This window comes from Mangrovibacter plantisponsor (assembly GCF_003182475.1).
GTDB lineage: Bacteria > Pseudomonadota > Gammaproteobacteria > Enterobacterales > Enterobacteriaceae > Mangrovibacter > Mangrovibacter plantisponsor.
The window spans coordinates 89,016-104,960 of the sequence record NZ_QGTS01000001.1 but is presented as its reverse complement, the minus strand read 5'-3'; the positions used below and the strand labels follow the sequence as shown (position 1 = coordinate 104,960).

General features: G+C 51.0%; 12 protein-coding genes and 2 pseudogenes. 5 read left to right on the top strand and 9 right to left on the bottom strand.

The window, feature by feature from the left end; all coding sequences use genetic code 11:
- Positions 1 to 32: 32 nt before the first annotated feature.
- The 7 genes and pseudogenes from DES37_RS26130 to DES37_RS00515 form a co-directional block, all read right to left on the bottom strand.
- On the bottom strand, positions 33 to 431 hold the full coding sequence (locus DES37_RS26130) for a methyl-accepting chemotaxis protein (protein ID WP_425451680.1): 399 nt from the start codon (positions 429 to 431) through the stop codon (positions 33 to 35).
- A gap of 123 nt (positions 432 to 554) precedes the next feature.
- Positions 555 to 1,331 (bottom strand): annotated as a pseudogene (locus DES37_RS26125) (PAS domain-containing protein); the annotation flags it as partial.
- 233 nt (positions 1,332 to 1,564) lie between these two features.
- Positions 1,565 to 3,307 carry a DUF2264 domain-containing protein gene (locus tag DES37_RS00530; RefSeq protein WP_110024479.1) on the bottom strand — a complete coding sequence of 581 codons (1,743 nt, stop codon included), beginning with the start codon at positions 3,305 to 3,307 and terminating at the stop codon, positions 1,565 to 1,567.
- Between the two features lie 17 nt (positions 3,308 to 3,324).
- Positions 3,325 to 4,626: a TRAP transporter large permease gene (locus tag DES37_RS25785; RefSeq protein ID WP_425451679.1), complete on the bottom strand. Its 1,302-nt coding sequence runs from the start codon at positions 4,624 to 4,626 to the stop codon at positions 3,325 to 3,327.
- A 159-nt stretch (positions 4,627 to 4,785) separates the two neighbouring features.
- Positions 4,786 to 5,133: pseudogene (locus DES37_RS25780) on the bottom strand (TRAP transporter small permease); the annotation flags it as partial.
- Positions 5,134 to 5,317: 184 nt separating this feature from the next.
- Positions 5,318 to 6,304, bottom strand: a complete 987-nt coding sequence (gene dctP / locus DES37_RS00520; protein ID WP_110024478.1) for a TRAP transporter substrate-binding protein DctP — start codon at positions 6,302 to 6,304, stop codon at positions 5,318 to 5,320.
- Positions 6,305 to 6,335: 31 nt separating this feature from the next.
- The gene (locus DES37_RS00515; protein WP_110024477.1) at positions 6,336 to 7,517 is read right to left on the bottom strand and encodes a YyaL domain-containing protein; all 1,182 of its coding nucleotides are present in this window, start codon (positions 7,515 to 7,517) and stop codon (positions 6,336 to 6,338) included.
- A gap of 273 nt (positions 7,518 to 7,790) precedes the next feature.
- Here DES37_RS00515 and DES37_RS00510 point away from each other — a divergent pair, with 273 nt between their 5' ends.
- The 3 genes from DES37_RS00510 to lpxP all read left to right on the top strand — a co-directional run bounded on the left by DES37_RS00510 (position 7,791) and on the right by lpxP (position 11,147).
- Positions 7,791 to 8,879, top strand: a complete 1,089-nt coding sequence (locus DES37_RS00510) for a LacI family DNA-binding transcriptional regulator (RefSeq protein ID WP_036103907.1) — start codon at positions 7,791 to 7,793, stop codon at positions 8,877 to 8,879.
- 260 nt (positions 8,880 to 9,139) lie between these two features.
- Positions 9,140 to 9,721 (top strand): NlpC/P60 family protein, encoded by a 582-nt coding sequence (locus tag DES37_RS00505; protein ID WP_425451667.1) that lies wholly within the window; start codon positions 9,140 to 9,142, stop codon positions 9,719 to 9,721.
- Between the two features lie 514 nt (positions 9,722 to 10,235).
- Positions 10,236 to 11,147 (top strand): kdo(2)-lipid IV(A) palmitoleoyltransferase, encoded by a 912-nt coding sequence (gene lpxP, locus DES37_RS00500; RefSeq protein WP_036103910.1) that lies wholly within the window; start codon positions 10,236 to 10,238, stop codon positions 11,145 to 11,147.
- A gap of 100 nt (positions 11,148 to 11,247) precedes the next feature.
- Here lpxP and DES37_RS00495 read toward each other — a convergent pair whose 3' ends face one another.
- Together DES37_RS00495 and DES37_RS00490 are read right to left on the bottom strand one after the other, a co-directional pair.
- Positions 11,248 to 12,063, bottom strand: a complete 816-nt coding sequence (locus DES37_RS00495) for a sugar phosphate isomerase/epimerase family protein (protein WP_110024476.1) — start codon at positions 12,061 to 12,063, stop codon at positions 11,248 to 11,250.
- Positions 12,064 to 12,156: 93 nt separating this feature from the next.
- Positions 12,157 to 13,335 carry an oligogalacturonate lyase family protein gene (locus DES37_RS00490; RefSeq protein ID WP_110024475.1) on the bottom strand — a complete coding sequence of 393 codons (1,179 nt, stop codon included), beginning with the start codon at positions 13,333 to 13,335 and terminating at the stop codon, positions 12,157 to 12,159.
- A 161-nt stretch (positions 13,336 to 13,496) separates the two neighbouring features.
- Between DES37_RS00490 and DES37_RS00485 the strand changes: the two genes are divergently transcribed.
- The gene (locus DES37_RS00485) at positions 13,497 to 15,080 is read left to right on the top strand and encodes a hypothetical protein (protein ID WP_146211482.1); all 1,584 of its coding nucleotides are present in this window, start codon (positions 13,497 to 13,499) and stop codon (positions 15,078 to 15,080) included.
- Positions 15,081 to 15,356: 276 nt separating this feature from the next.
- Positions 15,357 to 15,944 carry a sigma-70 family RNA polymerase sigma factor gene (locus DES37_RS00480; protein ID WP_110024473.1) on the top strand — a complete coding sequence of 196 codons (588 nt, stop codon included), beginning with the start codon at positions 15,357 to 15,359 and terminating at the stop codon, positions 15,942 to 15,944.
- Position 15,945 lies beyond the last annotated feature (1 nt).

Below are 15,945 nucleotides of genomic sequence, written 5' to 3'. Positions count from 1 at the left end.
GTAATACCTGCTGTATTACAGTATCGGCACTGTTACACATTTAATTTATGAATGACCTCCACGAATCCATTTACGCCACTGTTGATTTCACTCAGACTGCGGGACAGATCACTTATTTTGTCGTGCTCCGTTTTCAGGAACTGATTGATTTCATCCAGTTGGCGGTACATATCGGCAATCAGTGCGTTATTTTTTTCTACCACCTGGGTAATTTTGCGGGTGGCATCGGAAGTTGAAGCGGCCAGGCGGCGGACTTCTTCGGCAACCACCGAAAACCCGCGCCCGGATTCCCCTGCACGGGCCGCTTCAATGGCCGCATTCAGTGCCAGAATATTGGTTTGTGAAGCAATGGCATCAATTGTACCCACAATGGTGTTGATATCCTGGGCCGATTCCGTGAGCTGGCTGCCAATACGTGAGGCGGCCTGCACTTGCCCGGCAATGCGCTCGGAGTTCTCAACGGTTTCATCCAGTACCTGGTTGGCATTATGGGTAATTTGCGATGTTTGTTCTGATGTGGTAACAGCAATGTCTGCAATACGTTTGGCGTTCTCTACACGTGCAGTAATATTTGAGGCGAATTTAATGACTTTATACACCTCGCCATGGCTGTCGATGATTGGGTTATAACTGGCCTCCAGCCACACGCGCTCGCCATCAGCTGTTTTACGCTCAAAACGGCCGACAAAAGACTGGCCATTTTGCAAATTATCCCAAAAGTGTGGGTTTTCCTTATAAAAACTGTCATAGCAAAATAAGCGGTGATGTTTTCCCTGAAGGTCGTTTGCCTGGTACCCCATGGTTTTAAGGAAATTATTATTCGCCCAAAGAATATGTCCGTCAGGCGTGAACTCAATCACTGCCAGTGAACGGTGTAAGGCGGATATAATGGCTTCTTTATCTTCCAGTTCCTGGTGTTGCCCGGTAATATCCGAGGCCAGTTTTATCACCTTGATTACCACGCCCTGCTGATTTTTTACCGGGAAGTAAGTGGCGCGCAGGAAAAAAGGCTGGTGGTTTTTGTTGTAGCGTTCAAACGTTCCGTCTACAGCGTTGCCAGCCGCCAGCTGTTGCCAGAAAGCGCTATATTCTGGAGTCTGAGTGTAATCTTGCCGGCAGAACATACGGTGGTGGCGGCCCTGGATTTCACTCAGTGAATAGCCAGATACCGCCAGGAAAAGATCATTGGCATGTAAAATAGTGCCATCGGGCAGAAACTCTATCCAGGCAACGAAAGATTTAATTGCATTTAAGTCAAGAGATTGCAGGTTGCTTTTCAGCCCCGAAATGGCACCTTTTTTTAACCCCTGAGGCTTCGATAATCCAAACATAATTTTCTCCGCTGTGACAGTGGCGAATGTTTTTATTCTTTCTTTGTATAGGAAAGTATTAGCCTGGAGTTGCCCAAATAGCAGATATTCAGGTGGTTTATTTTTTTATTAAGCAGGGCTAATTATTATTTTTATCAATGGTTAATTATTGGCGGGGAATAACGGCCTGTTATTTGTGATTGTGGCAATAAATAATGCGCCATAAGTAAAAATAACAGATGGCGCATTGATTATTACCGGGTTTCAGGCAGCGCTGAAAACATGCTTTCCAGAACCTGTTCGCCAGCAGGCAGGCGGGTTAACAGGAAAGGTACCGCTGAGCGCGGTGACAGCAGGTTAGTGTGTGCCCGTACCGCAATGTGGGGGTCTTTGGCGTGGTCATCAAGGCTGGTTACCCGGGATTGCCCATTCTCACCGGCCAGTGCAATTTGTGCGCCGGTACCAGAGGTATTCACCAGGCAAGTATGCGCCTGATGCCATTGATGCATGGCAAACCCGGTTTCAGCCACCAGGGTGGGTTTATGCAGCATAAAGCGGTGCCGCCGGCGGCAATAGCCCTGCTCCAACACGGTAATCAGCGTTTCGACTTCAATATCACCAGCCAGCCAGAGGATTTGCATTGTATTCCCCTCAACCTGAACCGATTTATTGGTATGGCGCATGTGCCAGTGAATGCCGTTATCCTGGCTGAATGCGAGAATATTATCCCCTAAATTGAGCAGGTGGCCGTATGCAGTACTTTCCATCTCTGGCCCAAAGGCAGTGGAGTAGGCAAATTTATTGTATTTATCCCACTGGAATTTGGTTTCAATAAACCCGGCGAAATGCACAATGCTGTGGCCATTTACCCGTTGAGCAATGCTGTTGGCCGCTGGCATGGCAAATATTGGGCCGGGTGCACAAGCCGGGGCTTCTTCAGTAAGCCAGAATGGATGTGTTTCAGGTAACAGTAGTGGTAAAAAGGCTTTCATTGCCCACCAGGGCGAAGTGGGTGAATTGTACCATTCTGCCATGAGTAAGTTCGGATACCGGTAGCCCCGGGTTAACAAACCGCTTTCGCTGAATATCGGGCTGGGTTGCCAACTGCGGATATGGCGTGCCCACTGGCCTTTTACCTGGGCCATTTCGCGCTGTTCTAAAGGCAGCATGGCGGCGGCTCCCCAAAAACTGGCACTGGCGAAACGGTAACAGCCGGAACGCCCAACCGGCAGGGTTTCGCCGCTATCCGCAAACCAGGTGGAGAAGGGCACAATGAAATCCCGGGCATGCTGTACAAACAGTTGTGCATACTCTTGATTGGGGTTATCCAGCAGGCAGGCGTAAATCAACCCATAAAAATGCATGGCGAAGCCGCCATAGTGGTCAATTGCCTGGTCGTTACCATCACCGTACCAGCCTTCCCCCCGGTACCAGCCAGCAATTTGTTCCAGGTAGCGCTGGCGTAGTGCTTCGTCTACCAGGTCTTCCCGGCCAACCCTTGTGAGCCCGGCCTGCACCAGCAGGGTAAAAAACAGCCAGTTGTTTTGTGGCATAGCGTGGCGCTGGATACCGGCAAGCCAGGCCGCCAGTTGATTCTGTGTGGTGGTGGAAAGTGGTTGCCAGCCCTGTTCTGGCAACACCGCCAGCAAAAAACCAAAAGCAGCCATTTCCACACTGCGCTGATTGATATCACCCGTTGGCCCCCAGTAGCGGGGGTGTGCCGGGTCAACGCCTTCGCGAATCGCGTTATGCAACAGCGGCCACCAGGGAAACTCACCACCACCGAGTACCAGTGGAATAATTCCCCACAGCGGGCGAGCCACGCCTTCAAGCGCGCTTGCCTGCATATCGAAAATAGCGCCACCTTCATTGAGATCCAGCGCGGCTCCCTGGCAGGATAGGTAAGGAATAAGCGGAGTAAACAGGTCGAGTACCATCTGTTGAGCGTCCGCTCGAGTTTTTAGTGGGTTGTTCTTAAAGGGTAAGTAATATGCCATGGCGTGACTCCTTTCAGTTACAGGCCAAACAGCCCGGGTAGCCAGAGGGTAAAGAACGGGAACCAGGTAATAAGCAGCAGCCCCACCAGTTGCATGGCAAAAATTGGCAACAACGGGCGGATCACCCGGGTGACTTTCTCACCGGTGATACTGCAGGAAACAAACAACACGGTTCCGACTGGTGGGGTGACAATGCCAATTGCCAGGTTGTAGGTGAGCACAACACCGAACTGCACCGGGCTCATGCCCAGTTCTGTCACTACCGGGTACAGAATTGGGGTGAAAATCAGCATGGCCGGGGTCATATCCATAAATACGCCAACCACCAATAAAGTCAGGGTTATCAACAATAAAATAACGAATTTGTTGTCACTGACACTGATTAACAGTTCGCCAATGGTGTCGGGGATATTGGCAAAGGTCATTGACCAGCTCATTAACCCTGAACAGGCGATAAGAAACAAAATCACTGCGGAAGTGATTGCCGACTCTGCCAGTACTTTCACCAGCTTTTTCATGCTGAGAGTACGGTAGACAAGCCCCAGCATCAGGCTCCAGGCAACGGCCACACCGGCACCTTCTGTTGCGGTGAATACGCCGCCAATAATACCGCCAATAATCACAACAACCAGGGAAAGGCTGGGTAATGCCCGTATGAGCACCTGCGATATTTCCTGCCACACCCAGGGGGATTTATCTACCGGGTAGTTATGCCGCCGGGCCCAAATCCCGGCAACAATCATCACTGCCAGCCCCATCATGATGCCGGGCAAGTAACCGGCCAGGAACAGGGCGGCAATAGATGCGCTGCCACCGGTTATCAGGGAGTACATGATAAACACACCAGTGGGCGGGATAAGCATACCCGTGGGGGCTGAGCTGGCATTGACGGCAGTAGTAAAAGCCATGTCATAGCCTTTTTCTTTCGCCATGGGGGCGACAATGCCGCCAATTGCAGTGGAAGCCGCAATGGCGGAGCCTGACAATGAACCAAACAACATATTGGCGATGATATTTGACTGCCACAGGTTGCCAGGGATGCGTTTACCCAGCAATAACGCGAGGTCGAGCAGGCGGCGGGCAATACCGCCCTGGTTCATAATATTCCCTGCCAGAATAAAAAAGGGCAGTGCCAGAAAACCAAAGCTGTCCAGCCCGGAAAACATCTTTTCGCCGACGACTGCCAGCAGGTCTCCGGGGGCAATTTGCAGAGCCAGAGTGAATAAACCAGAGAGAGCCAGGCCAATGGCGATGGGGGTGTTCATTGCCAGAAACAGAAAGAATGTACTGAATAAAATCAGCAGTGAAGTGGCTTCCAGATGGTCGTAAACCAGTGATTCCCACAGTGATGTGGTGGCAAACTGGCTGATGGCGAACAGGATTACAGCCAGGCTTAGAGCACACACCAGGCTTTCCAGTAAGGTACGCCGTGAGCAGCCTAATTCGCGCAGGGCAAATAATCCACGGTGGATAATCATGAATGCCCCACACAGCACAACAGCACCATGCAGCATACCAACGGAAACTTTGAGCATGGGTGTCAGCATCTGGCCGTTTTTTTCCATTGCCAGCCAGCCGCCAGCCAGCAAAATCACCCCAAAGGCGATAACCAGCAGGTTATTAAATTGCATCATCCAGCGCTGGGTTGTGGCACCGGCCCGGTCAAATAGTATCGGCAGGCTGAGGTGACGAGTGCCGTTAAAACACAGCGCTGCGCCAATTAACCCCAGCCAGATAAGTGAAAAGCGCAGCAATTCTTCCGACAGGCTGCTGGGTGACTGAAAAAAATAGCGGGTAATAACACTGTAAATAATCAACAGGCTCATGGCGGCTAACAGGCACACCATAAAACAGCTGAGTACCCGCGACAATATTTGCTCAATACGTTGCAACCTGCTTGCAGCAAGCGACGCAGGCGGTACTGCCAGGCTCGGGGTCGTTGTCTGGTTCATGCGGTGGTCACTCATAGTAAGCCTGGCGTGCGTGGGGGACGCACGCCGGCCTGTCAGGTTAAACATCCAGTTCGCGGTCTTCTATAGCGAAAATACGTTCCAGTGCTTCACGTTTTTCCGGGGTTTGCATGGCATCGCGCCACAGCGGTTTCATGGCTTCAATCAGTGGAGCTTTGTCGATATCGGTAATCACGACGCCCATCTTCTCTTCTGCCAGTTTTTCGGATTGCTTGTGGGTTGCATCAATCAGGTTGATGGAGTACTCAGATGCCGCATGCATCGCAGTGCGCAGAACGGCCATGTCGTCATCAGAAATGGTTTTCATCGCGCGCTGGCTCAGAACAATAAAGTCTGTCAGGCGGGTTTGCTCACTGCGCACACCATATTTAGTGACCTCGCCAAATTTTATTTCCCACAGGCCTGCCAGGCTGCCTTCTGCGCCATCGACCATTCCTTGTTGCAGTGCGCCGTATGTTTCGGTGAACTCAAGTGGCACTGGAATCGCACCCATTGCCTGCAGCATCCGGATATAGGTGTCTGATGCCATCGTGCGGATCTTCAGGCCCCGGATATCTTCAATGTTGTAAATGGGTTTAGAAGCATGCAGGCTGCGAAAGCCATTGCTGATATAGCCTAAAACTTCAAAGCCATTTTTTTGGGTGGTTGCCAGCAATTCTTGGTGCATATAATCGCTGCTCATGACTTTGTGGTATTCCTCAAGGTCACGAAAAACATAAGGGAGGTTGATTACGCCAATTGCGGGTTGCAGGTTTTCCAGCATGCCGCTGTTCAGCATACCCATATCAATCACGCCGCTTTGTACTTGCGAAATGTACTGGGTCTGCCCGCCTAATGCGCCATTCCAGTAAACGCGAATATTTACCCGGTTGTCTGTACCGGTTTTTACTGCATCGACAAATTGTTTGATGACCAGGCCTGTAGGGCTGTCTGACGGGGTGTTGGTAGCCAGTTTGTAGGTACGGGCGTGGGCGCTGAATGACAGTACCGTAGCAAGCAGGGCAGTAATCAGAATATGGCTTTTCATTATGGTGTTCCTTTCTGATGCAGGGTAAGTGTTATTTCCAGAAGAAGTCGGTGTAGCCGTTGGCGCGCATAAGTGCTTCCAGGTAGTAGTAATCGCCATAAGGCAACATGTTGTTGCATAAGCCTTCTTTGACGTAAGACGCCCCTTCGCTCAGCAACCCTTCCGCCAGGGGATCACCAGACAGGCTGCATTGATCCTCAAGGCTTGCCAGCATGCTGGTTCCCGCCTGGTGGTAGTGTTCCTGTTGGATTTGGTCAGTACAGTGTTGGGCGATTAATAACAAACCCGCGGCGGTGATAGCGCCCGCAGAAGAATCGCGCCAGGGTGTTTCATGGGCAGGAAGGCGGTAATCCCACAGGGGAATGCCATCATGTGGCAAATGGGCAAGAGCGTAATCCGCCAGATTTATTGCTGTATCCAGCCACTGGGGATCGCCGGTATGCTCAAAGAGTTGTGCATAACCGTGAATGGCCCAGGCCTGGCCACGCGACCAGCAAGAGTCATCGGCATAACCCTGAAACGTTTCCCCGCGCAGCGGCTGCTGAGTTAATGGATCAAACAAGAAACAGTGCCAGGTGCTGTAATCTTCCCGGATAATATATTTTTTCAGTGTATGAGCATGGGCAAGGGCCGCTTCACGATAAACCGGGTTGGCAGTGGTCTCCGACGCCCAGAATAGTAATGACAGGTTTTGCAAAGAATCGATGATGGTACGGCCCAGGGTTTGCTCCAGCCCCAGCTCATGGTTTTCATTCCATGCCACCAGGTATTTCCCTACCCGACGAAACCGCCCGAGTAATGTATCTGCTGCTTTAAGTGCCATGGTTTTGCTGGTTTCGCAGCCGGTAAGCTTGTGCTGCGCCACACAGGAAAGTGAAAACTGAAAACCAAGATCGTGATCCATCCACTCGGGGTTATTCAAAAGAGTTTGGAAATAAGGCAGGCGCATGGCTGCACTGTTTCGTAAACGGCTTTCCCCGGTAACTTTGTATGCCAGCCATAGTTGCCCGGCCCAGAACCCACTCACCCAGTCTCTGGGCGGGCAAAAACGGTATTTGACGCTGTTATCCAGGCCTATTTTGGGATTCCGGTCGCCAATACGGCGGACATTATTCAGTACGGCACTGCATGCATTGTGTAATGCGTTTTCCAGTTTTTCATGAGGAATTTGTGCAGGTGTAAACAGAGCAGAGGTATCAAAAGCAGCAGACATAATGTGTTCCTGTAGTAAGTGAAGAGTCCATTTTTTCAGCACTGCCAGGGTAACACTTGCCTTCAGGATCGCGTCGTGATCGTTTTCTCAGTTTTGAAAAATTTCTTGTTTAGGAAAATTTTCCTGTAAGTTTTACCAATCAGTAAACAGTTAAAAGGGAATATTATTTAAAATAATGACAAAAATGACCGATTCGGGGTAGGATTCAATTCTGTAACACGGCAGGAAACGATATCATTTGGGAAAAATTTCCTTATGGCAGGAGAGTGAATAATGCAGCCAGAGAACAAAACAAAAAAACCAACGCTGGCCGATATCGAAGCGCTGACCGGGATTTCCAAAAGTACGATTTCACGGGTTCTCAACAACAGTAAATTTGTGACGCCCGAAATCACTACGAAAGTGATGGCAGCGATTGAAGAAACTGGCTACAAAAAGAATACCCCGAAGTTGCAAACGGGTATCACCATTAGCCGTATCACCCTGGTGGTGGGTGATTATGTTGGGTTGTCTACCGGGTTTTATTCTTACCTGATAAGCCATATCAAAGAGGAAGCACAGCGTATTCACCTGAATGTGGAACTGCTGGTATTGCACGATACCCTGAATGCCGACGCTGTTGCGAGCCAGGTGGCGGGGCAAGAAGCTATTTTGCTGCTGGGGCTGGATACGCCAACAGTGCTGGAGGTCATTCAGGCTCAGGGGATACCGGCAGTCATTATTAATGGCGCAGATTTAAATATGGTGTCTTCTTGTGTATCACCGGATTACACCCTTGGGGCAATGATGGCGACCCGGCATTTAATTGAGGCAGGTCACCGTGATATTCGTTTTATCACTGCGGGCTACCGGCACTCACTATTTCAGCGTAAGGCAGGTTTCATGCGGGCAATGGAACTGGCAGGGGCAGGTTTTGACGCCAGTTCACAGGTACTGACGCTGGAAGATTACGCCCGTAATCAGATGCAAAATGAAGCACTGGCTGCAGAAATAGAGGCCGACCGGGCTGGTGGTGATTTTGGGGCGGCACAGGTAATCCCTCATGCGTTGTCTCACGGTGTGCTGGCAGGGGCAACTGCGTTATTCTGTGTCAGTGATATGGTGGCGATTTCTGTTATGGACTGCCTGCGCCAGGCGGGCATTGCTGTACCGGGTTCCGTTTCTGTTGTCGGGTTTGATGACCTGGCTATCTCGTCTCTGACCACGCCTCCGCTCACAACTGTGCGGACAGACTTTGCTGCGTTAACCAAATCAGCCGTGCACCTGTTGGTAACTGAAACTGGCCAGCAACATGATTACAGTGTGCGGCTCAATACTCAGGTACATTTTGTGGCCCGCCAGTCTGTACAAACGTTGAAATAAGAGTGGCCGCGGCGCGGTAAATTAACTCTATGCCCCGGGTTGTGGCCCGGAGTATATATTGGTAAATGTTTTTTTGTTCTGGCAGATTTTCCCCGGTGTGGAGAGTCTGTGTGTACAGGGGGGCAGCAGGACTGGCTGTTTTGTAATCACTTGTAATGATTGCTCATTCAATGAAATGCCTTAAGCGTAGTATTCCAATAATTCCTTCTTTAGGATGAATACCACTTCTTATAATACAGCCCACTAAAAATGATAAAAAAATGATGATTTCCCGACAACCTGTTGCCGTTTTTGGACTGTTATTAATGCTATTGGCGGGCTGTAGTTCACAGCCTGTTCATCAGGGAAAAGATGCAAGTGATTTACAGGCTGATGATCAATTTGCCTCACATCAGCAACCTGATTTAATTAATGTTATTGCCGCTCTGCACGACCAAATGGGCGCATGGAAGGGAACACCTTATCATTGGGGGGGAACAACGCTAAAAGGTGTTGATTGCTCCGGGTTTGTCTGGCGCACTCTTAAAGATCGCTTCAATATTGATATTAACCGGGTAACGACTGCGCAATTAATTCATATGGGGCACAAGGTCAGCGAAGAGCAATTACAGCCGGGTGATTTAGTGTTTTTCCGCATTCACCATGAAATGCATGTCGGTTTTTATGATACCAAACACCATTTTCTGCACGCTTCCGCCAGTCGTGGGGTAATGCGCTCGTCATTAGATAATCCTTATTGGCAAAAAGTATATCTGGAAGGGCGGCGTTTGCCTGGGGAATATGGCGCGCAAATCTCTTTCAATTATGGCAATAATACTTCTGAAAAACTGGCAGACGAATAAAGGTAGTAATAGTGCAGCACAAGGTTCTGCTATATTTGCCGGGTGTAACGGGGCCGGTGTATGGTATGGGCCCAAAATGTTGCAGGGGCTGATTGCGCGCAGGGTTTTCGGGGGTGTTTCTGCGTAACCTGCAGCCCTGGAGCAGGCCAGGTCATCAAGATAAGTATGGTTTTGCCTGGCTGTCATCACTCCTGTTGGTGAAGGAGTGACCGGAGTTAGTCTGAAAATTAGCCCAGGCAGAGTACGAGCGGGTGGCAAAAAAGCCAGTCAGAACAGACAATAACCGCAGGCACATTTTCTCTCCTTTTTCTTTACAAAAAATATTATCTGCACACCATAGTCAAGGGCATTTTTGTCGGTTACTTTAGGCGCCGGAAAGACGTAGTCACTGGCAGGGATTATTTCCTTGTGGGAAAATAATTTCTGTGGACGTACCGCATAAAGACAGATGAAGAAATTCGTTTTTGCCTTACGCGTTACCAGTTTTAAACGCACTTTTATCAGGAAAAAACAAATGTCTTCAGGTTTCTGTCGTTCATTTCTCCATCCACGCTATTGGTCGCTCTGGTTTGGTCTGGGTGTCCTTTGGGCGCTGGTTCAGTTGCCATACCCTTTGCTGGTCAAAATAGGCAGCGCTTTGGGCCGTGCTTCCCGCCCATTTTTAAAACGCCGCGAGCGTATCGCCCGGCGCAATATTGAGTTGTGCTTCCCCAACATGGCTCAGGCTGAGCGCGAAAAACTGATTGAAGATAACTTTGTCTCTTTGGGCATGGGCCTGGTTGAAACCGGGATGGCGTGGTTTTGGTCAGATGCCCGTGTGCGCAAGTGGTTTGATGTGGAAGGTTATGGTCACTTAACTGCTGCACTGGGGAGTGGTAAAGGTGTCATGGCGGTGGGTGTGCACTTTATGTCTCTGGAGCTCGGTGGCCGGGTCATGGGGTTGTGCCGCCCAATGATGGCAACGTATCGCCCGCATAACTCTCCGGTAATGGAATGGGTGCAAACCAAAGGCCGCCTGCGTTCGAATAAAGCCATGATTGACCGGCATAATCTTAAAGGCCTGGTGGCTGCGCTGAAGAGCGGTGAAGCTGTGTGGTTTGCTCCGGATCAGGATTATGGCCCCAAGGGCAGCCTTTTTGCCCCGTTCTTCTCCGTGCCTGATGCCGCGACAACAAATGGTACTTATGTGCTGTCACGCTTGTCTGGCGCATCTATGCTTACCATTACCATGGTTCGTAAAGCTGCCGGGAAAGGCTACCGGTTGTATATCAGCCCAACCATGACAGACTACCCGCAGGAAGATCAGGCTGCAGCCAGTTATATGAACCGGGTTATTGAACAGGAAATACTGCGTGCGCCGGAGCAATATCTGTGGGTGCACCGCCGCTTTAAAACCCGCCCGGTTGGCGGTGGTTCTCTGTATTAGCCTGTATTGACAGTAGTCCTGGCTGGCTTGACTGGCAGATATAACAAACCCCGGCTGGCCCGGGGTTTCGTTTTTTCTTAGCCGTTTTCTAAGGCCTTGCTTATAACGCTCTTAACCGCTTCAGTAACGGCCCGGCTCCCTGAATAACAGCTTCTTTGGATGGCAGGCAGAAACATTCGAGTGATATTGCTCCCTGGTAACCCGCTCTTTGCAGCATGTTATAAATACTTTCTATTGGCAAATGACCATAACCAGGGAAATGCCGGTTGGAATCCGCCAGGTGAACATGCCGCAGACGCGACCCCATATGCGCAATCGCACTGGCGAAGTCCGGGTCTTCAATGTTGGCATGGAAAACATCCCATAATATACCGACGTTACCGGGCGCATCGCTTAATGCCATAAATTCCATCATATCGGTGGCGCTGTGTAGGTGGCTTATTTCATAGCGGTTAAGTGCCTCAACAATCAGTGGCACATTGCACTGGCGGGCGTAATCCACACAAGGCCGCATGGCTTCGGCCAGAGAATGAATATATTCCGTTTTGCTCATGGCGCGGTCTGGTGCTCGCAGCGAGCCCAGAGTGACCTGGCTGCCCAGCAGTGCTGCTGCTTCAATATGTTCACGTAAACGCTGCTGTGTTTTGTGTACTACGTTTGGGTCGCTGGATAATAACGACAGCCCGTTTCGTTTGCGGGCCTGCCCGGTGGCAATCGTGGTACAACCCAGCCCAAACTGGTCGAGCTGTTGTTTTAACTGGCGGACATCCAGCCCATCGTAATCATTAATGGTCAGTTCAGCCGCATCAAAGCCGCTGCTGGCAAGCCAGGCGAAACCTTGCTCCAGTTCGTGAGGCGCGAACGGTGAGAATATCGCGTCAAACCGGCAGGTCAGTGTTGCACTAAAGGTAATCATGTTGAGCCCGTATTTGGTCTGTGGAGCCCGGAACCATGAGACAACTGACTCCGGGCTGGCCGCTAAGTGAAAAACATGCGTTGCGTGCCTGTATCAACCCTGAATCTGTTGCAGCACGTCAGCCGGAATTTCTGCCAGGTACAGGGCGGGTTTGCCGTCTTTATCTGAACTGAACAGCACCTGTCTTTCATCGGGAGTAAACGAAGGGTGTGGGTGAGTGACCTGGCGGTCGCCATTCAGCACTTCCCATGAAGAACTGTGGCGGGCTACTTTGTGGTGCTGTTTTTTCCGCAGGTCAAATAACCATAAATAGGGATCAGTTGCCTCGCCATAACCTTCAGCATCTGCCATATCAATGGGTTTGCCTGAACCATCGCCAACGGCCAGCGTACCGTTGTCATTACTCATGACATGGGAGCAGGGCGGCATTGCCAGCAGTTTTTCATCCTGCCCGGTTTCACCATCGACCCGGCACAGGTAACGCACCGGGCTGTCTTTCAGGTAGGTTACGTACATTAACGAAGAGCCATCGGGCACCCAAAACTCATGGGTATAGCTTTCCCCCGCGGCAGGTTGTTTTGCTTTGCGGATGTTGGTGCCATCTTCATTCATCAACCACATCCGGGTTTCCACCTGGTCCAGCGGGCCTTCGTGGCAGAAGGCAACGGTGTTGTCGTCGAAGGGGCGGTAAATAGGATGGCCAAGCCACTGGTTGTCTTCAAGTAATGTGCTGCGTTCGCCGGTTTGCAGATCAATACGGATTACACGGCAGCGCGGGTTTTCTGCGTAAAATTCCTGAAATACCACCCAGTCGCTGATTGGGCGCCAACTGTCTCGGTGAATTTCGACGCCAACCAGTTTATCGCAGGCTGAATTTGCCACCCAGGTGCCATAGCCAACCCACTCTTCGGGTACCTGATATACCGATTCTTCTTCACAGGTAGCAAGATTTACGCGCCGCAGGTTGCGTTCGTTTTTCACATAATAGAGCCAGTGTTCATCCGGCGATAAAAAGCCGCCAAAGGTATTATCTCCCGGGCCTTCGGTTAACTGGGTTGCAGTTTGCCCGGCTAAATCCAGCAAATAGTAATTACGGTTACCGTCAAATTCAGCACCAAAAATTAATTTTCTCCCCTGGTCGAGAAAACATTTCTGATAAAAATAATTACGATGGCAGATAATATCTGGCGGTGTTAAGCGAATAACTTTAGCGCCCGTATCTTCATCCACATAGTGGTGGTAATCCAGTTGGATAGTCATTCCTTTTGCCATGTTTTATTTCTCCGTTAACTCAGTGTTGTGGCAGAGCCGCAGACCGGCAGTAGCTTGATTATTCAGACTGCGCCATGTTGTGTGGTGGCTCTGTAATTCAGTATTTGACGCACTGCACCTGGCTTATTACCATCCCGGTTGAATTTTGTTCAGGGATGTTCATGATGAATACGCCAGTGCCTCAACTATTATTGGAAATCAATTCGCCAGATATCTGGCACTGGCCCTTTTTTCTGGAAATGGCTCAGGTTGCCAGGGAATACTGTTTTCAGGGTATTGTCATCAACCAGCAGTCATTACTGGCACAACTTGCGGCACCTTCGCCACGTTGCCGCCCTGCTGATATCATTAATCTGTCTTTATCCCGTGACCATGCTTTGCGCCATTTGCAAAAAATTGGCGAGTATTGCGAGCGCCACCATTTACAGCTTTGGCTTCAGGGCGAAGCGACACCTGACTGCCCGTCACTGAAAATGAAGTTCCCCGAATTTTTCCTGGCAGATAACGACTTATCGGCGTTTATTGCCTGGTTCTTTTCCGAAAGCATCCCACAGATTCTTGCTGTGCTGCCCGCGGTGCGTGGGTTGCGTTTATCCCTTGCCACACCAGAAATTGCTGATGCTGACTGGCAGGCATCATTAATGGCGTTGTACCGTGGCGTGCGTGCCGCGGGGCGGCAACTGGTGCTACGCGACTACCGCGATACAACCTGGCCACGCCATATGCTGCGCGATGCCCTTGCTGGCCTGCCCGGTGATGTGCGTGCATCACTCAAAGCGACCGAACTGGATTACCGCCCGGGGTTTGCTGGTAACCCAAACTTGCTGAACCTGCCCACAAACCATAAATGGCTGGAGCTGGATTTATGGGGGCTGGACTATGGCTGGTCTTTGCTCCCCTGTTATTTGCTGGAAGAGTTCCGCCAGCGCTTATTGTGGCTAAGCCAGTACCCCGGGTGCTACCCGGAAGCGATCACCGTGCGTATCGACTGGGAGTGGCTCCCCGGCCTGCCGTTATCCGCATCGGTAAATGCACTGAACCTGTATGGCCTCTCTGGTGTGGTTCAGGATTTATCGCTATCGCCTGAACACATGGTTCACCAGTGGTTGCAACACCAGGCTGCCAGCCCTTTACCCGGGGCAGAACTGGGTGCCTTGAGCGATATACTGACCACGAGCTACGAGTGGAGTTGTAAAACCCCGAACCTGCTGGGGCGCGTTTTACAATGCCGCAGCCAGTTACCGCTGAACCTTGAACACGCACTGTCATTGCTGCACATGGATACGCGTAACGCTAACTGGGCCCAGTCTTTCCAGCCGCTTTTACCGGGCGATGACACCGCTCTTGGCCTGCAACAATGTGAGTTAATCAGCCTTGAGAACGAGCGCATTACATTCCTGGCCGAACGGATGCATTCCCGCGCTTTGCGCCTGCTGCCTGGTTGTGGTTTGCAGGAACCTGCCAGAGCGTGCATCACTGGCAGCATGGCCCGGGCGCAAAAGTATTCCCAGCTGTACACCGTATTCAAATATGCTCTGATGCTTAAATTGCGCCTGCGTAAATATGGCCAAAATCAGCCAGACATTCAGGCGTTGTTTCGCCGGGCGCTTGGCGATTTTCGCCAGTGCAACCAGTCTCTGGAGACCTGGTTTCAACACCATGGTGCTGAGCACCCACTGGCGTTTGCCTCGTTACTTAATACTCAACAAATTGCCGGGCTGATTTACAGCCTTGAGCACGATTAATCTGTGGCACAGCATGGCGGGATAAAACGCGGTTGTGAATTCCCGAATAGCTCAGTGAACTGGCGGAACCGGGGAAAACCCCAGGAAAGGTAATGTGCGTCACAAATTCAGCTAGTTCTGCGTGAATGCGATCACATTTTTTTCTGGTTTTTTTGTGAGCCAGAGCAGTTGTTGTGCTGTGAGTGAGGGAAAATGGCAGGAATGCGTGTAGCTGAACAGTTTGCCATTTATCCTGGCCTTACTCTGGTATCACCCTGAGTGTGGAAGAGATGCGCTATGCCCTGCATCCAACGTTGTGTGCCGCCATGCCTTACTGCGTCATGGGGCAGTGTTTCGAATGAACTTCGCCACTGGTTGTTGGCGCGGCTGCCTGCACAAACCAGTGTGGATGATGTGATGCAGGAAGTGTTTTTACGCGCACTTGCCACCCAGGAGGGGTTCTGCACCGTACAAAACCCGCGCGCCTGGTTTTATCAGGTTGCGCGCCATTACCTGGCCGATACATACCGGCGTGGCAGGCACTTTATCCCGCTGGAGCAGGTTGTGGAATGTGAACCCGCCGCCCCTGAAGCCGGGGACCTGGCGGTGATTGACCAACTGGCTCACCAGTGCCTGCCCCGGGTGCTCAGTGAACTGGCTGAAGCGGACAGCGATATAGTTCGCCAGTGTGACCTGCAAGGGATGACGGTTGCCGGGTATGCTGCCACACACCAGTTATCGCTCCCTGCTGCTAAATCCCGGTTGTTACGGGCCCGGCAGCGTTTGTACCAGTTGATGCGTAAAAAGTGCCAGGTACAGACTGGCCCAACTGGCGCTGTATGCCAGTTTGTTCCACGGGGCGCATCTTCTCCCGTCATAAAATAAT